We start from the raw sequence: 20643 nt of genomic DNA, 5'->3' as shown, positions 1-20643 counted from the left end.
CCAATGTCAGCACCGCTATACTCCGCGTCCTGTGGAAAGATCGGTAGCATGAGCGAGATCGACCGCCTTCGCGTTGAAAACCAGCGCCTCTCGGACGAGGTCAAGCGCCTGGTGACGACTGAGAGTCAGCTCTACGAAGTCCAAGAGCATCTCGACGGCCAGATGAGCGCGTATCGTCAGCTCTACGAGCTTGGTAAGAAATTCAATACAACCGTCGACCTCGCCACGATCCTGCAGCTTGCCTCAGAATTCGCTTTATACGAACTCAACTTCGAGCGCTGCCTCATTCTTTTTAAGCAGCCCGGCGCGAACGTGTTCTCCATCGAGACGATGGATGGATACTATGACGACGCCGAGAGTCCCAGCATTGCCAGGCTGGTTCTCCCCGCCGCCTCGCTGGCGCTCGCACCACTTGATGACGGTGTGGAGCGGGTACTGTGTTTGCCCGATTGCCGCCGCAGCGAGCTGACGTCGCTGCGGCGTCTCTTCGGTATGGACGAGTACATCGTCTCGCCTTTGGGCGGGGAACCGAACAACCCCATCCGCTTGCTAGTCGCGGGAAATACAGCGGCGCAGGCGCATTACCAGCGCCGGGTCGTCCAAGACGGCGAGGTCCTGCTCGAGCTGGCCAACTTAGTTAGCCAGACTTCTACCGCGATCAACAACGCGAGCTTCTACCAGGCGCTTGATCGGGAGCGGCAGTCTCTCGAAGAAAAAGTCCGTGAACGAACGCGGGAGCTGTCGCACTCGCTGGACGAACTGCGCGCTGCGCAGGATCGGCTAATCCAAACCGAAAAGCTCGCTTCGCTAGGCCAACTCACCGCCGGCATCGCCCACGAAATCAAGAACCCGCTCAATTTTATCAATAATTTTTCCGCACTCTCGCAGGGGTTGGTCGACGAACTGGGCGAGGTTCTCAAACCAGCGCCATTGAACGATATGATGCGCCAGGAAACGGATGAAATCGCAAGGCTTCTTAAAAGTAACCTCGAAAAGGTGGTGCGGCACGGCAAGCGCGCAGACTCGATCGTCAAGAATATGCTGATGCACTCGCGCGATGATTCAGGTGAGCGGCGCGCGGTTGATATCAATACCCTGGTTGAGGAGAGTCTCAACCTTGCCTATCACGGTGCCCGGGCCGAGGAGCAGGGGTTTTATATCAGGCTCGACCAGAAATTCGATCCCGGCGCAGGAGAGGCCGAGCTGGTACCCCAGGAGATCACCCGCGTGCTACTGAACCTGATCAACAACGGATTTTATGCTGCGAGGAAACGTAAGGCAGACGATGGCCGCGATGATTACGAGCCTCAGCTTACTGCAGCAACCAGAAATCTGGGGAACCGCGTCGAAATTCGAATTCGCGACAATGGCTCGGGAATTCCGTCCGAAGTGATGGAGAAAATGTTCAACCCATTCTTCACGACCAAGCCGCCCGGAGAAGGCACCGGTCTCGGGCTTTCGCTAAGCTACGATATCGTTGTCAAGCAACACGCCGGCTCGATTGAGGTCGACACTCAAGCCGGCCAGTTCACTGAATTTCGAGTGGTCCTTCCACGCTCCGCCCATGCCAGCAACGCTGAGACTCATTCGTGACTTGTCTTATACTCGTGGTCGATGATGAACCCGACGTCGAAGACCTGTTTCGCCAGCAATTCAGGCGCGACATCCGTTCCGGCCGCTTTACAATGGAATTCGCTACTTCGGGAGATAGCGCGCTTCAGAAAATCAGTGATGCCAATACCGTGCCTTTGATCCTGATTTTGTCGGACGTCAATATGCCGGGAATGAGCGGCCTTGAACTTCTACCCAAAGCGAAAGCGTCAAGGCCGGATGTCCCGGTGATCATGATCACTGCCTACGGTGATGGCGACACCCGACGAAGAGCCATGGCAGCGGGTGCAGAGGCCTTGTTGACGAAACCAATTGATTTTTCTGCGCTCCGCAGCGAAATAGATTGTCGTTTGACCTCTGGGCGATAGTTTGATTCCGCTCGGTCGCACTTGCTCCGCCAGTTGGTGGATCAATTGAGTCCGCCCCTTGGCTCGAAAGAGGCGCGAACTGAAGTGCCCTTGACGACGCATTCCAACATTCACATCGTTCTGCCGATTTTTCATAGTCGCTGCGGTTTGGCGCGTTACCTAACTCTGACGCGCGCCCTTTCAGCCTAGCTCTCGCCTGACCATCGCTGCCGCATCGCACATGGCCTTGAGCTTCCCGAACGCAGTTGCGCGCGGCATGTATTTCATGCCGCAATCGGGCGCAGGAACCAGGCGATCCGGCGATACGTATTTCAGGCCGTTGCGAATGCGATCGGCCACGGTATCGACGCTCTCGATCGCGGGATCGGCGAGGTCGAGTACGCCGAGCATGATCTTCTTCGACGAGAGGTCCTTGAGCACACCGAGGTCGAGCTTCGGCTGCGCGGCTTCGATCGAGATCTGGTCGGCGGTCGTGTCGTCAAGCTCGGCGAGGAAGGAATAGCCGGCCGGCTTGTTCGAGCCGGGCACGACCGCGGCATAGCCGAAGCAGAGATGCACGACGGTCGGCACCGTGATGCCCTTCAGCGCCCGGTTGATCGCCTTGACCGCGTAGCGTTTGGCGAGATCTGGATTGTTGCGCACCCAGGGCTCGTCGAGCTGGATCACGTCAGCGCCTGCTCTTTGCAGATCCAGCGCCTCGGCATTGACGGCCTCGGCCAAGGCCATCGCGAGCTCTTCCTCGTCCTTGTAAAACTCGTTCTTGGCCTGCTGGCTCATGGTGAACGGACCCGGCAGGGTGATCTTCGCTGCACGATCAGTATTCCTGCGCAGGAACTGCATGTCGTGCAGCTCAACCGGTCCCTTGCGTTTCACCGGCCCGACGACGCGCGGCACCGGGGTCTGAGTGTTGCCAGTGCGCGCGGTGATCATCGCGGGATTGTCACCGTCGATACCGTCGAGCGCCGTGGCGAAGCGGTTGGAGTAGCTCTCGCGGCGGATTTCGCCATCGGTCACGATGTCGATGCCGGCGCGCTCCATGTCGCGGATCGCGACGATGGTCGCATCGTCCTGCGCCTCCTCAAGATGTTCCGCCGGTAGCCGCCACATGTCGTGCAGGCGAGTGCGCGGCACCACCTTCGACAGCATGGCGCGGTTCACCAGCCATTCCGGCTGCGGATAGCTGCCGACCACAGTGGTCGGCAGGATGTGCGTTGGCAAGGGCATGGGATTCTCCTTCTTATTGTTTGTCGAGCGCGGCTTTCAGGCCGCGCGCGTCGCCGTGGCCGGCACCTCGTCCTTGACGGGATTGCGCAAGATGCCGATGCCGGAAATCTCGATCTCCACGATGTCGCCGCCCTTCATCCACAGCGGCGGGGTGCGATAGGCGCCGACGCCGCCGGTCGTGCCTGTCACGATCACGTCGCCCGGCGCGAGCTCAGTGAAGGTCGAGCAGTAGGCGATCAGGGCCTGCACGTCGAAGACGAGATCGGAGACCGGGGCCTTCTGCACCTCGACGCCGTTGAGCCGCGTGATCAGCGTCTGCTTGCTAACGTCGGTCAATTCGTCGGTCGTGACCATCCAGGGCCCAAAGCCGCCGGTGCCGGCGAAATTCTTGCCGGGCGCAAATTGCGATGTGTGGCGCTGCCAGTCGCGGATACTGCCGTCATTGTAGCAGGCATAGCCGGCGACATGGCCAAGCGCGGCTTCGCGCGAGATGCGGCGACCGGCCTTGCCGATGACGACCGCCATCTCGCCTTCATAATCAAAACGCTCGGATTCCAGCGGCCGGATCATCGGCTGGCCATGCCCGACCTGGCTGTTGGCGAAGCGGGTGAAGATCATCGGGTGTGGCGGGGTGGGATGGCCGCTCTCGGCCAGATGGGTGGCGTAGTTGACGCCGATGCAGAAGATCTTGTCGGGATCGGGCACGGTCGGAAGCAGTGCGACATCCTTCAGCGCGTAGTCGGGCGTCTCGCCGGCAAGCTTTTTCAGTTCGCCGAGCGAGCCCTTCGCAAGCAGCGTCTTCAGCGTCGCAAATGCCGTCAGCCGCCTGCCGGCATCGATGACGCCCTTGTCGGTGACAATGCCGTAGCTGGCGGTGCCGGCGATCGTGAAACTTGCGACTTTCATGGGTCAAACACTCTCTTCGATGGAGGAAACATAATCGTTGATCGGAAGTGCAATCTCGCCGCTGCGGATCGGAACGCATTGCGGCGGGAAATCCTGGCGGAAGCGACCGCCGGCCGCTTCGGCGCGGTCAAGAAAGCGCTCGAGATGGTCCATCGCGCCGGTCGGCAGATCGTGCAGCACCATTAGCGTCCAGGGCTGCCGGTTGCATTGGTCAAGTGCGCGCTCGGTCCAACCGTCGGGATCGTCCCAGTCGCGCGGGATCGCATTCCACAGCACGCAGCTGTGCTTGTTGCGGGTGAGATAATCGACGACGGACGGCTTCAAAAGCCGCGTGTCCAGATTGCCGCCGCCACCGAACGGCCGGAACCAGCGCTGCGGATGCACGAGATCGCCGATCGCTCCTTGCGTGCGGCCGATTTCGTTCTCCCCAGTGTCCCGGTCCGGCTGCTCACCGAGCGGAATGGTGTGCGTAAACGTGTGATTGCCGATCCAGTGCCCCTCCCCGTGTGCTCGCACCGCAAGGCCGTGCCGCGCGGGGTCGGCGAGTTTCTCACCGATGACGAAGAAGGTGGTCTTGATCCCGCGCTCGCCGAGAATGTCGAGCACGCGCGGCGTCACGTCGGGATCGGGGCCGTTGTCGAATGTCAGGGTCAGATCGTACACGCTAAAACCTCAGGTCGCCGGCTGCATCGCGCCCGACGCGATCTCGTCATTGGCCTGACCTGCGCGCGTGCCGGTCTGCCAGATCGCCGCCTTGCGCTCGATCCACCGGATCGCGGCGTTGAAGGCGATCGCCATGAACAGCACGAGCAGCACACCCGCGAACACGTGCGGACTGTCGAGGATCGTGCGGTAGCGCGAGATCAGATAGCCGATGCCGGCCGAGGAGATCAGCATCTCCGAGACCACGACGCCGACGATCACAAGCGCACCGCCGACGCGCAAGCCCGACAGCACGGTCGGGATTGCCGCAGGGATGATGACGCGAACCAGCCGCTGTGTCAGCGTCGCCCCCATGCTGCGCGCCGCGAGCAGGAGCTGCGGATCGATGGTCTGGATGCCGGCCGCGGTCGCGAGCATCGTCGGCAGGAAACCGTAGATCGAGGCGAACGCGATCTTTGACTCCGAGCCGATGCCGAGCCACACGGTGAAGACGGGATAGAGGATCACGAGCGGCACCGCGTAGAAGCTCGATACCATCGGCATGATCAGGACGCGGGGGCGCGGCAGGCTGCCGACGACGGCGCCGAGCAGGATACCGCCGCCACAGGCGAACGCCATGGAGACCACGACTTCGTAGAGCGTCACCGCCAGCGCATGACCGTATTCGGCAGCGTCGCTCCATCCAGCGATCAGCGTTGACGACAGGGACGGCAGGAACAGCTCGGGAATAAGACCGGTGCGCGGCAGCAGCTCCCATAGTGCAATCAGGCCGATCACGATCAGATATCGCAGCGTCTTCGCGCTTATCTTCGCGGTCATCTTGGCGCTCATCTCCCGCCTCACGCCGATTTGCGGATGTGCCGCCAGATGCGGTCGCGCAGCGCTCCGAAAGCGTCGCCGCTCAGCATCTCGTAGGTGCGGGGCCGCGGCAGCTGGACCTGGAGATGGTCGACGATGCGGCCGGGCCGCGCCGACATCACGATCACCTCGTCGGCGAGATAGACGGCTTCGGTGAGGCTGTGCGTGACGAACACGACGGTCTTTCCGGTCGCCGCCCAGATACGCAGCAACTCGTCGCCCATGGTCATGCGCGTCTGCTCGTCGAGCGCGGCGAACGGCTCGTCCATCAGCAGCACCGGCGGGTCCTGCACCAGCCCGCGCGCGATCGAGACGCGCTGCTTCATGCCGCCCGAGAGCTCATGCGGATGGCGCTTTCCGAAGCCGTCGAGGCCGACCAGCTTGAGCGCATCCTGCGCCTTGGTGCGCCGTTCCGCCTTGGGCACGCCGCGCAGTGCCAACGGAAACTCGACATTGTCCTCTGCCGTCAGCCAGGGAAACAGGCTCGCCTCCTGGAACACCACGCCGACCCTGTCGGGGTCCGGCTCCGGGATCGGGGCGCCGCTGATGGTGATCGTGCCCGAGGTCTGCTGGCGCAGCCCAGCCATCATCATCAGAAGGGTGGACTTGCCGCAGCCGCTCGGACCGACCAGTACGACGAAGCGGCCGGGCTTGACCTCCAGCGAGACGTCCTCCAGCGCGACGACGTCCTGCGACCTGGTCTTGAACACCTGGCCGACATTCTTCACCTCGATCGCGCCGGCGCGCGCGGGAGGCTTCAACGGGGTCACGTTCGCCAATGGCTGCATCGCGTTTCCACCCATCTGACTAGTTCGTTGAAGGTCATGGCGATCGCGGCGACCATCACGACGCCGGCGAGGAGCTGCTTCATCTGGAAATTCTCACCCCAGGTCGCGATCTGGTGGCCGATGCCGTCGCGCGAGGCGTACATCTCGGCCAAAATCACGCCGGTCAGGTTGAAGATCATGGAGATCCGCAAGGCCTCCAGCAGCACCGGCAGCATGCTCGGCAGATAGACCCGGAACGCGGTCTGCATCGGCGTGGCGCCATAGGAGCGCGCCACCGTGAGATGCTCGACCTTGACCGACTCCATCCGCCGTCGTGGTCGACATGATCACGATGAAGATCGTGGAGAAAAAGCCGAAGCCGACCTTCTGCGCGAAGCCGACGCCGAACACCAGGATGAACATCGGCAGGAAGATCGACTTCGGAATGCTGAACGCGAAGAACAGCAGCGGCTTGGCCACGTCGGCAAAGTAGCGGTTCTCCGCGACCAGGAAGCCGATCACTGCGCCGAAGGGCACGGCGAGCGCGAACGCGGCCAGCACTTCGGTCGCGGTCACCATCAGATCCTTCTGCACGGCCGCGCGCTGCAGGAGATCGCCGAGCGTCGCGAACGTGTCGGACGCCGACGGCAGCAGGCGCGGATTGACGATGCCGCTGCGCGACAGCACCTCCCACAGCGCCAGGATCGCGATGATGATCGCGATCCGCACCAGGTTGATGGCGAGCGTGCTCTGCATCGCTATTGCTTGGTCGGGATCGGCTTGAACTTGGTCGAGATCACGTCCTCGACCGGCACGATATCCTTGAGCCCGCCGAGCTTGGCGAGATCCAGCGACAGCTGCACGGCCGCGTTCACATTGACCGCGCCCATGTCGCCGCTGGTCTCGAGCTTCATGATCGTGTTGTCGTACTCGAGGCTCGCGATCTCCGGCGGCATTTCATAGAGCTCGGCGATCAGCTTGACCGTGACATCGCGATTAGCCCGCATGAACGCGACCGCGCCGTAGAGGGCGTTCACCGCCTTCTGCACCAGCTGCGGCTTTGCGTCGGCGAGCTTGTCGAGCACGATCCAGCCGGCGGTCAGGTTCGGCGGTACGGCGGTCGCATAGTCGAGGATGGCCCTGGCCTCGCCGGATTTCGAGATCTGGAAGCTGAGCGGCGAATAGACCACGGCAGCCTCGACGTTGCCCGCGAGGAGGTTCGGCACGAGGCCTCCGCCGCCGACGGGAACGCGGGTGAAATCGATCTTCTTGTCCTGGATGGTCCACAGCGCGAGCAAATCGGAGCCGGATCCGGCCGCGGTGATCGCCACCTTCTTGCCGTTGAGGTCCTTGACGTCGATGGTCGACTTGGTCGGGACCATCAATTGCCAGCCGAAATTGCCCATCGCGGCATTGGCCACGATCCGTGACATCACCCCCTTCTTGCGCCCGGCGGAAACCAGCGAGGGCGGATCGAGGATGATGTCGGCTGCGCCCGCAGCCATCCCTTCGAACGTCTCCGCACCGCTGCGGTAGATGGTCAGCTCGGCCTGGATGCCTTCCTTCTCGAACAGCTTCTGCCGCACAGCGGTCTCGGCGATCGTCGTCGGCCAGTAGGTTTTCGTCGGCAGACCAACACGAATGGTGTCGGCGGCGCTCGCAGGGCCGGCAAGAATTGCGGCGGCGACGAGCGACATAAGCGCGTGACGGCGATTGATCTTCATTGTTGGTTTCCTCCCGGTCTCTGTTTTTGTTTGCCGGATTTTCTCCGGATCGTCAGGTCGCGCGGCTTACCTCCGCAATGCGCGAGGCAGCGAGCTCGACAAAATCTTTGGTGGTGCCGAAGTGCTTTGACAATGCGCGAACTGCCGCATCCGCATCGCGCTTCACCACGGCAGCGACAATCGTCTTGTGTTCGGCTTCGACGTTGCGCGGTTTGCCACCGACCTCCCTGCGAATCGAAAGCCGGCGATAGCGCTCGCTCTGCTCATGCAGCACGTCGCGGAAGCCGAGCAGCCATGGCGAGCCGCACGCGTTGACCAGCGCGCGATGGAAGATCCGATGACGAATTACCCATTCCTCGTAGTGCACCGTCGGATCGTCGGGATAGTGATAAGGAACGGCCTTCAGATCCGCCCACGCCGATTTCACCGAGGCGAGCCAGGCCTCATCGCCGCGCTCGATCGAGCGGCGGAGCGCAAGCCCCTCGATATCGATCCGGGTCTGCGTCACGTCGGCGAGATCGGCAAGCGACACCGGACTCACGCGGAAGCCACGCTGGTCGGACGCCTGCACGAGTCCGTCGGCGACCAGACGCGATAGCGCCTCGCGCACGGCGGCGAGGCTCACGAAAAACTGCTTGGCGAGCCCGGCGATATGCAGTTTCTGCCCCGGCAGCAGCCGCGTCGCCAGAATATCGGCGCGCAAGCGCTCATGCAGCGCCGACGTCAGACTGCGCGGACCATCCCCGGGGCTTCCGGACATATGGAACTGAAGCGGACCCATGTTGGGATGATTGCAAGCCGGCGCGCGCGGGTCAATAGAAAATCGAAAATCGATTTTTTCTAGCCTAGGTTATGCCGCCCCGCTGAACGCCCTGGGACTGAATGGCCTGGGATGGCGCCACATCGAGACGGACCGCAACGCCATCCAGATCCGGGCTTGGCGAGGGATAGAGCTTCATCACGAGCGGATCATGACCGGGAACGATGTGGGCCGCGTCGGACGCCGCGACCCGCAGCTTGTCAAAACCCACCAGCATGTCGCCGACGTGAAAAGCCGTCGTGAACGGACGCTCGCTCGTCATGTTCTCGTAGAAATGGCTGACGTCGGAGGCGAGCACGACAGGGCCGCGGCGTGTGTTGACGCGGACGAACTGGAGACCGGCGGAATGCCCGCCGGCCGCATGAACCGTCAGTCCGGGCGCAATCTCGGCGTCGCCATTGTAGAACAGCACCCGGCGCGCATAGTTCAGCCGCACGATCCCGCAGACATCCTCGACCTCGAAGGAATGCGACAGCCTCGGATATTGCATATAGCGCCCGGTGGCGAAGGCGAGTTCGCTCTCCTGAAGATGAAACCGCGCGTTCGGAAACCGGTCGAAATTGCCGGCGTGGTCGTAGTGCAGATGCGTGAGGATCACGTCCTTGACGTCGGCGACGTCGACATCGAACGCGCGAAGCGTCTCTACCGGGCAGCGCAGGAATGTTCGCCCGCGCTGCCTCGCAATTTCAGCGTTGAACCCGGTGTCGATGACGAAGGTGCGATCGCCTCCCCTCGCCAACCACATGAAATAGTCCATCGGCATCGGCCCGTCATGCGGGTCGCCGCCGATGAAGTGCTCGCTCCGTTGCGCATCGCGCGTTGCATAGCGGATGGCGAACAGCTCGTATTCCGGATCAGCCATGATAACTCACATAATCCGTGCTCAGGGCTTTGCATCGACCTCGTTGAAGGCCTCGCGCGCATTGCGGAAGGCGTCGATGCCGGCGGGAACGCCGCAATAGACGGCGACCTGCAGCAGGATCTCCTTGATCTCCTCCTTGGTCAGCCCGTTCTTCAGGGCGCCCTTCACATGCAGCTTCAGCTCGTGCGGGCGGTTCAGCGCGCCAAGCATTGCCAGATTGACGATCGAGCGCGTACGCCGGTCCACGCCGGGCCGGGTCCACAACGCGCCCCAGCAGAACTCGGTCGACCATTCCGCCATCGTGCGCGTGAACTCGTCGGCCCCGGCAATCGACTTGTTGACGTAGTCCTCGCCGAGCACTTCCTTGCGAACTTTGAGGCCTTTTTCGAACAGTTCGGTCTTGCTCATGATCGTCCCTTTCAGGTCTTGAGAGATTCTAGTTGGAAGTTGTCTGGCGCGACGCCGACGGCGGTCGCAGCGATTGCAGGAGATTGCCGACGTTATCCGCCTTATCGAGCAGCCAGACTGCGTCGATAACGCGGTCCGCATCCCAGTCGCTCCGACCAGTGCGCACGCCTTCGCGCAGCTTTTCTTCAATGTCGCTATCTGCAAGCGGCGCGGCCTGGCTGCCGCGCGGCGTGATGACAGTCTCGGTGAGGACCTCGCCGGATGACAGACGCAAGATGACCCGCGCCGCGCCATCGGGCATCTCACCGTCGAGCTCCGCCCTCACCTTTTGTCGCAGCTGCGCGATATCGGGCCGGGCCACAGTTTCACGTGCAAATTCGACAACGCCGGCCGTGCCGAGCAGTAATCCGCAGGCAACGCAATGATGGATACTGACGCGCGCATCACGCTCGTTGTTGACAGGGCGATCGCCCCGCGCAAGCAGCAGCGCCGAGCCCTGCACCGTTACCGACTCGATCTGGTCGATCCGTCGGCCCATTTTCCCGCGCATAAGGAGGCATGCATCGATCACCGAATGGAACACGATGCCGGCCGGATAGGGCTTGTAGGTATTCTTCGCGATCTCCCAGGTCTTGCCGAGACCCTCGAGCAGGCGAGCGAGATCGGGCTCATCTCCCATGGTGCGCGCCCAGCCGAGCGGACCTTCAATCGCGCGCGGCGCGGCCTCATAACCCTGCTGCGCAAGCAATGCGGCGAACAATCCGTTGCGTGCCGCGTTGCCGACGCTGACATTCTTGGCGGCGCTCGGCAGGTTCTCGACATTGCCGGCCGACTGGCTCGCCGCGAGTCCGATGGCGTTCGCAATCCCTTCCGCCGGCAGCCCCAATAGCTTCGCGCAAGCGGCGGCCGCGCCAAAAATCCCGCAGGTTGAGGTGATGTGCCAGCCGCGCGCGTAGTGCCGCGGCGACACCGAATTGCCGATGCGGCACTCGACATCCACGCCGAGGATGAAGGCCGTCAACGCCTCCCGCCCCGACACCTTGCGCGTCTCCGCGAGCGCGAGCACGGGAGCGGCAACCGGCGCGGCCGGATGAATGATCGTCTCGGGATGCGTGTCGTCGAAGTCGAGCAGATTGGCCGAGATGGCATTGAGAAACGACGCGCATAACGCGTCCATCGGCTCCGAATGGCCGATCACCGTCGATGTCGCGGCGCCGCTGAACGGCGACAGCGTGCGCATCGCGGCCATGACGACGGGATCGCGTGCGGAGCCGAGCGTGGTCGCAAAGAAATTGAGGATCGATCGCCGCGCTTCGTGGCTTTGCGCCTCGACGTCCGCCCATGACGAGGACGCGACAAAATCGGCGAGCGTCTTGCTCACACTCGAAGTTGAAACTTGCGGCACGCGGGGCGTCTTCCTCGTTTTCCCGGACCTTATGCCGATCCTCGGCAACCTGTCGACCCCAAATGTTATGCTTGACAGCTTGTCTGACAAACATAACAATCCGGCTCGCTGGCGCCGGATCCCGCTGCCACCACGACGGCGGCAGAAAAGGCCGACCGGCGAAAACGTTTGACCAGAATATCAAGAAGGCGCGCCCGTCACGGGATCGCGCGACAGGGAGTAGACGATGGCGGGAGAGATTCTCGGCGTGATCGGCACGGGCCGCATGGGCGGCCCCATGGCGGGGCGATTGATCGACGCGGGCTATTCGCTCGTCATCTACGACACGCAAGTCGAGGCGACCCAGCCGCTGGTCAAGCGCGGCGCGCTACTCGCAAAGTCGCCAGCCGACGTCGCCTCGCGCGCCGACATCGTGCTCGCCAGTCTGCCGACACCCGACATCGTCAAGGCCGTCACGCTCGGACAGGACGGCATCAGCAGCGGCAATCGTGCGAAGATCGTGATTGATCTCTCGACCTCCGGTCCCGGCACGGCGAAGTTCGTCGCTGAAGGCCTCAAGGCCAAAGGAATGCAACTCGTCGATGCGCCCGTGAGCGGTGGCATCAAGGGCGCCGTCAACGGCACGCTGGCCGTGATGGTGTCGTGCCCGCAGGTAACCTACGAGACTGTGCAACCAATCCTGAAGAATTTCGGCAAGCTGTTCTACACCGGCGACAAGCCCGGCGTGGCGCAGACGGCCAAGCTCGCCAACAATCTGATGGCGGCCGCGGCGCTGGTGATCACGTCGGAAGCAGTCGCGATGGGCGTCAAAGGCGGCGTCAACGCAAAGGTGCTGATCGACATCATCAATGCCAGCAGCGGCCGCAACAGCGCCTCCGAAGACAAATTCCCCCGCGCGGTGCTGCCCGGCACCTTCGATTTCGGCTTCACCACCGGCCTTTCCTACAAGGATGTCCGGTTGTGCGTGGACGAAGCCGAGGCCATGGGTGTGCCGATGGTCTGCGGCGCGGTGGTGCGGCAGATGCTCGCGATCACCAACGCCAAATACGGCGCGTCGTCCGATTTCACCTCGATCGCCAAGGTGCTCGAGGAGTGGGCCGGCGTCGAGATGCGTGGCTGATCGCGCAAAACCCTCGGGGAGAGCGACTGCGATGACGATCGGCCCGACCGTATCAGGCAAGATATCGCTCGCGCGCCAGATGGCGCGGCGCGTGATTGCGCTCGACCTCGGAGATTTCGGGTCCGAAGTCGTCGCCAAGGCGAAGATTTGCCTGCTCGACTTCTTGTCCTGCGCCTTCGAGGCGGGCCATCATCCCTGGAGCCGTCAGGCTGTTTCAATCGCGAATGCCGGTGGCAGCGCGACGATCGTCGGACGACCGCAACCCACCTCGCCGGCCGACGCAGCCTTCGCCAATGCCGTGATGGGACATGGTCTCGTCCGTGAAGACATGCATGCGGCCAGCATCGCGCACCACGGCGTCGTGATCTGGCCGACCCTTCTCGCGCTGTCGGAACAGACGCCGCTGCACGGGGGCCGACTGCTGACAGCTGCCATCATCGGGTACGAGACCGGTGCGCGGATCGGCCGCGCGCTCGTCAGCTCAGATCTCGCACGCTTGTATCGGCCGACCGGGCTGGTTGCACCGATCGGCGCGGCGCTGGCGGGAAGTTTCGCGCTTGGCCTTTCCGAAGACGCCGCGACCAGCGCCATCGCGATCGCGGCCAATACGTCGAGCGGACTGAACGAGTGGCCACATGCCGGCGGCTCGGACATGTATTTTCATCCGGGCTTCGCCGCCAGTAACGCAATTAAGGCGATTGGCCTTGCCGCAGCGGGCGCTTTCGGCTCGGAAACGATTCTCGAAGGTGAAGCCGGCTTGTTCGCCGCATATCGCCGCCAGGCCGCGCCCGACAACGTCGCGCTATTCCCGAATGGCGAGAGCGAGATCATGGCCGTCTACAACAAGCCGGTCCCGGCCTGCAATTTCGCGCAGACCGCCGCACAGGCGGCGCTTCGCGTGTCGCGCGAGCTCGCCGGCGCCGACGAGATCGACCGCGTCGTCATTCGCGCGCCCGATGCCGCCGTTCGCTATCCCGGCTGCGACTTCCACAGGGCCCTACCGCAACGCGCTTCAGGCCAAGATGAGCATTCCGTTCAGCGTCGCCGCGACGCTGGCGCGGGGCGAGATCGCGGAAGAGAATTATGCCGGGCTCGACGATGCCGACATCATCCGCCTGGTTTCGGTCACGGACCTCAAGGCCGATGCCGGCTTCACCGCTGCCTTCCCCGGCAAGCAGGGCGCGGATGTGACCGTGCATCTGCGCGGCGGCCGGACGATCCGGCACGCGTTGCCCGATGTCATTGCCGCCACACCCTCCGATATTCGCGCGCGTTTTCGCGCCGCCGCCAGCCGCGCCCTCGGCGAGGACCGCGCACACCGGCTGGAGCAACTCATCGACGACTGCGAACAGCTCGGCAATGCCGGTGCCATCGCAGCACAGTGCCGTCTGGACGCACCGGAACGGGTTTTACGATCGGCATCATAAGAAGTGCCGGAGAGTACGGGGGAAACATGGTCGACTTGGAGACCAGTCTATTAGCACCATCGGCGCATGATCGTCAGCAGGCCGGCGCAGGCGCCGCGCGGAGGCCGGGTTGATGGAGGGATTCTTTCAAGCGCTCGCCGCAGGCCTTCTGATCGGTGCCGTCTACGGCCTGATGTGTGTCGGGCTCGGCCTGATCTTCGGCGTCATGCGGGTCATCAACTTCGCCCACGGCGATTTCATGATGCTCGGCATGTATGTCGCCTTCTATCTCTTCACCGCCGCCGGGATCCAGACGCTGTTCGGCAATACCGTCGGGCCGTTCGTCGCGATCCTGCTCGCCGGGCCCGTGCTTGCCGTGTTCGGCTATTTCGTCCATCTGGCCCTGATCTCGCACGTCTCAGGCACGCGCACCGCCTCGCTCGAGGGCGAAGGCCATTACGCCCAGCTGATCCTCACGCTCGGCATCGCGCTGATCCTGCAGAACGGCGGCCTCATCGTGTTCGGATCCGTGCTGGCCTCGATCCGCACGCCGCTGTCGAGCACGGCCTGGGAGCTCGGCCCCCTACTTCGATATGAGCATCTTCCTCAACAAGGCGCGCAGCATCGACGCGATCGTTTCGCTGGCGATCATGACGCTGCTCTCGCTATTGATCGCGCGCACGCGGATCGGCAAGTCACTCCGTGCCGCCGCCGACAATCCGACCGCCGCGACCTATATGGGCATCGACGTCGACCGCGCCCACCGCACCGCCTTTGCACTGGGCTGCGGCATCACCGCGATCGCCGGCGGCCTGCTCGCAACCAACTATCCGTTCCACCCCTTCGTCGGCCTCGAATACGTCATCGTCATGTATGCCGGTGTCGTGCTCGGCGGCATGGGCAGCATCATCGGCGCCTTCTGGGGCGGGATGACGATCGGCCTCGTGCAGCAGATGTCGACGCTCATCCTGCCGACGCAATTGCAGAACGCAGCGATCTTCGCCGTCTTTCTCCTTATCATCTTCTTTCGCCCGCAAGGCTTCTTCGGGCGCATGGTCGAGAGGACGTGACCATGCTCCGGATGCGCTCCTTCCTTCCTCCCCTGCTGTTCACGATCGCCTATGCCGTGGTCTCGCTCGGCGTCACGAACTCCTATTACCAGCTCATCCTGACCCTGGTGCCGGTGTGGGCGGTATTCGGGCTGTCCTGGAACCTGCTCAGCGGCTACACCGGACTGATCTCGTTCGGCCACGCCGCCTTCTTCGGGATCGGCGCCTATGCCACCGCGCTCGGGCAGATCTATTTCGATATTTCGCCGTGGCTGCTGATTCCGGTCGCCGCCATGCTCGGCGGCATCGCCGGGCTCCTGATCGGATTTCCGACCTTCCGCCTGCAGGGCCACTACTTCGCCCTGGCGATGCTCGCCTACCCGCTCGCCATTCTCTACGTGTTCGAGTGGCTCGGATTCCAGGAGGTGACGCTCCCGATCAAGCGTGACGCTCCGATCGCCTATATGCAGTTCGCCGATCCTCACCTCTACACGTTGCTGGGGCTCGCGATCATGCTTGCCACGATCGTGCTGACGCAGGTGATCGAGCGCTCGCGCTTCGGCATGGCGCTGCTCGCGATCAAGCAGAACGAGGCTGCGGCCGAAGCGGCCGGAATCAATACGCTGGCCTGGAAGCTCCGCGCGATCACGCTGAGCGGCGCAATCGCGGCTGCTATCGGCGGGTTCTACGCGCAGGTGCTGCTGGTCGTGACCCCGGCCTCGGTGTTCGGCATGCTGGTGTCCGCGCAGGCGCTCACGGTCGTGATGTTCGGCGGCGTCGGCACGGTCTGGGGTCCGGTCATCGGGTCGGTCATTCTGATCCCGCTCGCCGAAATCCTGCACGCGGAGGCCGGTGCGCGCATCCCCGGCATCCAGGGCGTCATCTTCGGCCTTGCCATTGTCTGCGTGATCCTGTTGGCACCAGAAGGCCTCTTTTGGAAACTGCGCGATCTCTTGCGCAAACGGGATGCGTCCAAAGCAACGGTCAACGACGCTCCGGAAGCGACCGCCGCCAACGTGACGACACTGAAGGCCGGCTCGCAACAGCGCGCCGCGACCGGCGAGGTCGTGCTTGAGGTTCGCAACCTCTCGCGCTCTTTCGGTGGCCTCAAGGCCGTGCAGGATGTCAGCTTCAAGCTGCACAAGAACGAGATCCTCGGCATCATCGGCCCCAATGGTGCCGGCAAGACCACGCTGTTCAATCTCCTCAACGGCTTCCTGAAGCCGAACCAGGGCGAGGTTCTGATCGACGGCCGCAACGTGTCCGGCCAGCGGCCGCACACAATCTGCGAGGCCGGCGTCGGCCGCACCTTCCAGGTCATGCGGCCGTTCCTGCGCATGTCGATCCTCGACAATGTCGTGGTGGGCGCCTATGTGCGTGCGCGCTCCGACGGGGAGGCACGCAAGCTTGCCGCCGACGCGGTTGCCCGCGTGGGGCTTTCTGCGGTGGCCGATCGTGTCGCCGGTGAACTTTCGACCAAGGAGCTGCGGCTGATGGAGCTTGCGCGCGCGATTGCCGGCCAGCCACGCATCCTGCTGCTCGACGAGACGCTGGCCGGCCTCGGTCACGGCGAGGCGGACGAGGTCGTCGCCGTGATCCAGCAGCTTGCACGCGACGGCATGACCATCGCCATCATCGAGCACACCATGCAGGCGATGGTCCGGCTGGTCGACAGATTTCTCGTGCTCGACCACGGCGCCGTCATCACCGAGGGCCTGCCGGAGGTGGTGACGCGCGATAGCCGCGTGATCGAGGCCTATCTCGGCAAAAAGTGGGCGGCCCATGCTGCGAATTGAGGGATTGAGCGCGGGCTACTCCGCAAAACCCGTCCTGAACGACGTGTCGATCAATGTCGGTGCAGGTCAGTTCGTTGCGATCGTCGGGCCCAACGGCGCCGGCAAGACCACGCTGTTCAAGACAATTTCCGGTATCGTGAAGCCAAGCGGCGGGGCTATCTCATTCGACGGCGTCGATCTGCTCGCGGTGCCGCCGCCGCAGCGCGCCCATCTCGGCATCGCCCATGTTCCCGAGGGCCGCCAGGTCTTCCCGTCGCTGACCGTGATGGAGAATCTGGAAATGGGCGCGATGACAGAGAGCGGCCGGCGCGACTGGCAGGCCAATATCGAGCGCATCTTCGAATGGCTGCCGGTGCTGAAGGAACGCCGCAATCAATTTGCGGGCACGATGTCCGGTGGCCAGCAGCAGATGCTCGCGATCGGCCGTGGTCTCGCCTCCTCGCCAAAACTCCTGATGCTGGACGAGCCCTCAATGGGGCTCGCGCCATCGACTGCGGACTTCATCTTCGAGCGCCTGATCGAGATCCGGCGTCAGTCCGGGCTGACCATGCTGCTGGTCGAGCAGCGCGTCGCGGAAGCGCTGGAGTCAGCAGATCACGGCTACGTCCTCGAAGCCGGACACGTCGTGCTCGAAGGCAACAACGACACGCTGCGCGCCGACGACCGCGTACGAAAAGCCTATCTCGGTATGTGACGAACAAAAAAACAAAGACCAGGGAGAAACAAAATGAACAAGACTTCGAAAGGCAAGACATCGACAGGATTGACGCGCCGGACCGTACTGTCGGGCGCCGCCGCCGTCGGCCTCGCCGGCGTGGCACGCGCGCAGACGCCGGCCGAGGTCAAGGTCGGACTGATCGTGCCGCTGTCGGGCATCTACACCCGCCCCGGCCAGGTGATGAAGATGGGCGCCGAGATGGGCATCGAGCACATCAACGCGCAGGGCGGCATCAAGGCGCTCGGCGGTGCCAAGCTGAAGCTTGTCGTGATCGATTGCGGCGACACCACCGAGAAGGCCAAGAACGCGGCGCAGCGCATGGTGGCGCAGGAGCCCGATCTCGTCGCCGCCACCGGCGCCTATCTCTCCTCCTTCACGCTCGCCGTAACCGAGGTGACCGAGCGCGCCGAACTGCCGGTGCTGACGCTGTCCTATTCGGACCTGCTGACCGACCGCGGCTTCAAATACATCTTCCAGACCGCCGCGACCGCAAGCCGCCAGTCCGAGCTCGGCCTGCCGACGCTGATCAAGCTTGCCGAGAATGCATCAGGCAAGAAGCCGAAGACCGTGGCGATGCTGATGGACAACACCGCGACCTCCGTCGCCACCGCCAAAGCGCTGAAGGAAAAGCTGTTCGCGCAGGAAGGTCTCCAGCTCGTCGTCGAGGAAGTCTGGACGCCGCCATTGTCGGATGCGACCCCGCTGATCCAGAAAGTTCGCTCTGCAAAGCCGGACCTGCTGCTGTTCATGCCGAACGCGGTCTCCGACGCCAAGCTCGGTCTGGAGAAGATCAGCGAGTTCGGCCTCGGCCAGGGCAAAATTCCGACGGTATCGTTCAGTATCACCATTGCCGAGCCCGACATGCTCCAGAGCGTGAGTCCGGAGACCGTGCAGGGCATCATGACCATCGTCGCCAACTGGGGATCGAAGGGTCACGAGGCGCTGATCGCGGAGCTCAAGGCCAAGTACAAGGAGCCCTGGATGACGCAGAACGTCATCTCGACCTATGGCGACATGTGGCTGATGAAGGAGGCGCTGGAGAAAGCCGGCAAGGCCGACCGCAACTCGGTCGCGCAGGCCTTCCGCACCCTGGATGCCGGCCCCTCGAAATACTATCCAGGCGGCCAACTCAAATTCGACGAGAAGGGCCGTCGCGTCGGCGCCGGCGTCGTCATCGTGCAATGGCAATCGGGCGTGCCTGTCACCGTTTATCCGCCCGAGCTCGCGCAGTCGCAGCCGTTCTGGCCGAAGAAATCCTAACAGCGTCGCGCGTTTTTTCAGGGAGGAGAATTGTCATGACCACGAAGAGCAAGATCACGATCACGCGGCGAACGCTGCTGGCGGGCGCATCCGGTACGCTGATCGCATCCCGCGCCTGGGCGCAACAACCCGCGGAAGTGAAGGTCGGCCTGCTGGTGCCGATCTCCGGGCTTTATGCCCGGCCGGGAACGGTGATGCGTGAAGGCGCCGAGATGGCGGTCGACCACATCAACGCGCAAGGCGGCGTCAAGGCACTCGGCGGCGCCAAGCTGAAGCTCGTCGTGCTCGATTCCGGCGACACCACGGAAAAGGCCAAGAACGCCGCCCAGCGCATGGTTGCGCAGGAGACCGATCTGGTCGCGGCCAGCGGCGCGTATTTGTCCTCGTTCACGCTCGCGGTCACGGAGGTGACCGAGCGCGCCAGCCTGCCCGTCCTCACCCTCTCCTACTCCGACCTCATCACCGAGCGCGGATTCAAGTACGTATTCCAGACCGCAGCCACCGCAGGTTCGCAGGCGCGGCAAGCGTTGCCCCAGATCATCAAGCTGGCGGAGACGGCCTCCGGCAAGCGTCCGAAGACGGTCGCGATCCTGACCGACAACACGGGGGCCTCGATCGCCTCCGCAAAGGCGATGCGCGAAGGCCTTCTGGCGGAGAACCAGTTGCAGCTGATCGTCGACGAGACGTTCACGCCGCCGCTGGCGGATGCGACGTCGCTTGTGCAGAAGATCCGTTCGGCCAAGCCGGACCTGCTGTTCTTCCTGCCGACGGTGATCTCAGACGCGAAGCTGCTGCTCGAGAAGATGAACGAGTTCGGTCTCGGCCAGGGCAAGATTCCGACCATCTCGTTCGGCATCGCGATCGCCGAGCCGGACATGCTGCAAACCGTCAGCCCCGAACTGCTTCAGGGCGTACTGACCTGCGTCGCAAGCTGGGGCGCCAAGGGCCACGAGGCACTGATCGCCGAATTGAAGACCCGCTACAAGGAGCCGTGGATGACGCAGAATGCGATCTCCACCTACGGCGACATGTGGGTGATCAAGGACGCGCTCGAGAAAGCCGGTAAGGCCGATCGCGTCGCCGTCGGTGAAGCATTGCGCACCATGGATGCCGGCCCCTCGAAATACTATCCGCTGGGCGAGATCAAGTTCGACGAGAAGGGCCGCCGCGTCGGCGCCGGCATGACCATCGTGCAGTGGCAGGCAGGCGTGCCGGTGACGGTGTTCCCTCCAGCGCTCGCACTGGCACAGCCGTTCTGGCCGAAAAACTGACAACGGAGAACAACATGGACAAGGCGACTTACGACCGCGGCCTCGAAATCCGCAAGAGCGTGCTCGGCAACGAGTTCGTCGACAAGGCTATCGCATCCGCGGACGATTTCAACCGCCCGATGCAGGATCTCACCACCGAATATTGCTGGGGCTATGTCTGGGGGCGCGAAGGGCTGGAGCGGAAGACCCGCAGCTTTCTCAATCTCGCAATGCTGTGCGCGCTCAACCGGCCGCATGAGCTGAAGACTCACGTGCGCGGTGCGCTCGCCACCGGCGCAACGCGCGAGGAAATCCGCGAGGTCTTCATGCAGGTCGCGATCTATTGCGGCGTGCCGGCCGGCGTGGATGCATTCCGAAACGCGAAGGACGTCTTCGCCGAACTCGACAACAAATAGCGCAGCGTGGCT

20 protein-coding genes and 3 pseudogenes are annotated in these 20643 nt (G+C 63.3%); 11 read left to right on the top strand and 12 right to left on the bottom strand.

What is annotated here, in order from left to right; all coding sequences use genetic code 11:
* Positions 1-705 precede the first annotated feature (705 nt).
* Positions 706-1593, top strand: a pseudogene (locus ACVWYI_RS13015) (sensor histidine kinase); the annotation flags it as partial.
* Positions 1590-1979, top strand: a complete 390-nt coding sequence (locus ACVWYI_RS13010) for a response regulator (protein WP_354046063.1) — start codon at positions 1590-1592, stop codon at positions 1977-1979. The pseudogene ACVWYI_RS13015 and the gene ACVWYI_RS13010, both read left to right, overlap by 4 nt.
* Before the next feature lie 180 nt (positions 1980-2159).
* Here ACVWYI_RS13010 and ACVWYI_RS13005 read toward each other — a convergent pair whose 3' ends face one another.
* The 11 genes from ACVWYI_RS13005 to ACVWYI_RS12955 form a co-directional block, all read right to left on the bottom strand.
* Positions 2160-3203, bottom strand: coding sequence for a uroporphyrinogen decarboxylase family protein (locus ACVWYI_RS13005; RefSeq protein WP_247348129.1), 1044 nt, complete (start codon positions 3201-3203; stop codon positions 2160-2162).
* 36 nt (positions 3204-3239) lie between these two features.
* A complete protein-coding gene (locus tag ACVWYI_RS13000; protein WP_456662246.1) occupies positions 3240-4109 on the bottom strand; it encodes a fumarylacetoacetate hydrolase family protein in 870 nt (289 codons plus the stop codon).
* A 3-nt stretch (positions 4110-4112) separates the two neighbouring features.
* On the bottom strand, positions 4113-4772 hold the full coding sequence (locus tag ACVWYI_RS12995) for a polysaccharide deacetylase family protein (RefSeq protein WP_456662245.1): 660 nt from the start codon (positions 4770-4772) through the stop codon (positions 4113-4115).
* A 9-nt stretch (positions 4773-4781) separates the two neighbouring features.
* Positions 4782-5591, bottom strand: coding sequence for an ABC transporter permease (locus tag ACVWYI_RS12990; RefSeq protein WP_456662244.1), 810 nt, complete (start codon positions 5589-5591; stop codon positions 4782-4784).
* A 20-nt stretch (positions 5592-5611) separates the two neighbouring features.
* The gene (locus tag ACVWYI_RS12985) at positions 5612-6418 is read right to left on the bottom strand and encodes an ABC transporter ATP-binding protein (protein ID WP_247348293.1); all 807 of its coding nucleotides are present in this window, start codon (positions 6416-6418) and stop codon (positions 5612-5614) included.
* Positions 6397-6666, bottom strand: a complete 270-nt coding sequence (locus ACVWYI_RS12980) for an ABC transporter permease (RefSeq protein ID WP_456662243.1) — start codon at positions 6664-6666, stop codon at positions 6397-6399. The genes ACVWYI_RS12985 and ACVWYI_RS12980 overlap by 22 nt, the downstream gene beginning before the upstream one ends.
* Positions 6667-7155: 489 nt before the next feature.
* Positions 7156-8121 (bottom strand): ABC transporter substrate-binding protein, encoded by a 966-nt coding sequence (locus tag ACVWYI_RS12975; RefSeq protein WP_456662242.1) that lies wholly within the window; start codon positions 8119-8121, stop codon positions 7156-7158.
* A 52-nt stretch (positions 8122-8173) separates the two neighbouring features.
* Positions 8174-8881 (bottom strand): GntR family transcriptional regulator, encoded by a 708-nt coding sequence (locus ACVWYI_RS12970; RefSeq protein WP_247348117.1) that lies wholly within the window; start codon positions 8879-8881, stop codon positions 8174-8176.
* 85 nt (positions 8882-8966) lie between these two features.
* Positions 8967-9803 carry an N-acyl homoserine lactonase family protein gene (locus tag ACVWYI_RS12965; RefSeq protein ID WP_456662241.1) on the bottom strand — a complete coding sequence of 279 codons (837 nt, stop codon included), beginning with the start codon at positions 9801-9803 and terminating at the stop codon, positions 8967-8969.
* A gap of 21 nt (positions 9804-9824) precedes the next feature.
* Positions 9825-10211, bottom strand: a complete 387-nt coding sequence (locus ACVWYI_RS12960; RefSeq protein WP_247348113.1) for a carboxymuconolactone decarboxylase family protein — start codon at positions 10209-10211, stop codon at positions 9825-9827.
* A gap of 28 nt (positions 10212-10239) precedes the next feature.
* Positions 10240-11592, bottom strand: coding sequence for an MmgE/PrpD family protein (locus ACVWYI_RS12955; RefSeq protein ID WP_456662240.1), 1353 nt, complete (start codon positions 11590-11592; stop codon positions 10240-10242).
* Positions 11593-11842: 250 nt separating this feature from the next.
* On the opposite strand from ACVWYI_RS12955, the gene ACVWYI_RS12950 reads away from it, so the two are divergent.
* Both ACVWYI_RS12950 and ACVWYI_RS12945 read left to right on the top strand, forming a co-directional pair.
* The gene (locus ACVWYI_RS12950) at positions 11843-12736 is read left to right on the top strand and encodes an NAD(P)-dependent oxidoreductase (RefSeq protein ID WP_456662239.1); all 894 of its coding nucleotides are present in this window, start codon (positions 11843-11845) and stop codon (positions 12734-12736) included.
* A gap of 31 nt (positions 12737-12767) precedes the next feature.
* Positions 12768-13457, top strand: a pseudogene (locus ACVWYI_RS12945) (MmgE/PrpD family protein); the annotation flags it as partial.
* A gap of 81 nt (positions 13458-13538) precedes the next feature.
* Here ACVWYI_RS12945 and ACVWYI_RS12940 read toward each other — a convergent pair.
* On the bottom strand, positions 13539-13727 hold the full coding sequence (locus tag ACVWYI_RS12940) for a hypothetical protein (RefSeq protein ID WP_456662238.1): 189 nt from the start codon (positions 13725-13727) through the stop codon (positions 13539-13541).
* 31 nt (positions 13728-13758) lie between these two features.
* Between ACVWYI_RS12940 and ACVWYI_RS12935 the strand changes: the two genes are divergently transcribed.
* The 7 genes and pseudogenes from ACVWYI_RS12935 (at position 13759) to ACVWYI_RS12905 (ending at position 20631) form a co-directional block, all read left to right on the top strand.
* A complete protein-coding gene (locus ACVWYI_RS12935; RefSeq protein WP_456662237.1) occupies positions 13759-14163 on the top strand; it encodes a hypothetical protein in 405 nt (134 codons plus the stop codon).
* 112 nt (positions 14164-14275) lie between these two features.
* A pseudogene (locus tag ACVWYI_RS12930) lies at positions 14276-15212 on the top strand (branched-chain amino acid ABC transporter permease).
* Between the two features lie 2 nt (positions 15213-15214).
* Complete coding sequence (locus ACVWYI_RS12925) at positions 15215-16987, top strand: branched-chain amino acid ABC transporter ATP-binding protein/permease (RefSeq protein WP_456662236.1); 1773 nt, start codon at positions 15215-15217, stop codon at positions 16985-16987.
* The gene (locus tag ACVWYI_RS12920; protein WP_247348104.1) at positions 16974-17681 is read left to right on the top strand and encodes an ABC transporter ATP-binding protein; all 708 of its coding nucleotides are present in this window, start codon (positions 16974-16976) and stop codon (positions 17679-17681) included. Before ACVWYI_RS12925 ends, ACVWYI_RS12920 begins: the two co-directional genes overlap by 14 nt.
* Before the next feature lie 33 nt (positions 17682-17714).
* Positions 17715-18965, top strand: coding sequence for an ABC transporter substrate-binding protein (locus tag ACVWYI_RS12915; RefSeq protein WP_456662235.1), 1251 nt, complete (start codon positions 17715-17717; stop codon positions 18963-18965).
* A 35-nt stretch (positions 18966-19000) separates the two neighbouring features.
* A complete protein-coding gene (locus ACVWYI_RS12910) occupies positions 19001-20236 on the top strand; it encodes an ABC transporter substrate-binding protein (RefSeq protein WP_247348100.1) in 1236 nt (411 codons plus the stop codon).
* A 14-nt stretch (positions 20237-20250) separates the two neighbouring features.
* On the top strand, positions 20251-20631 hold the full coding sequence (locus tag ACVWYI_RS12905) for a carboxymuconolactone decarboxylase family protein (protein WP_456662234.1): 381 nt from the start codon (positions 20251-20253) through the stop codon (positions 20629-20631).
* Positions 20632-20643 lie beyond the last annotated feature (12 nt).

The sequence above is a fragment of the Bradyrhizobium sp. LB13.1 genome, assembly GCF_054056815.1.
This window is presented reverse-complemented; position numbering and strand designations above follow the sequence as displayed.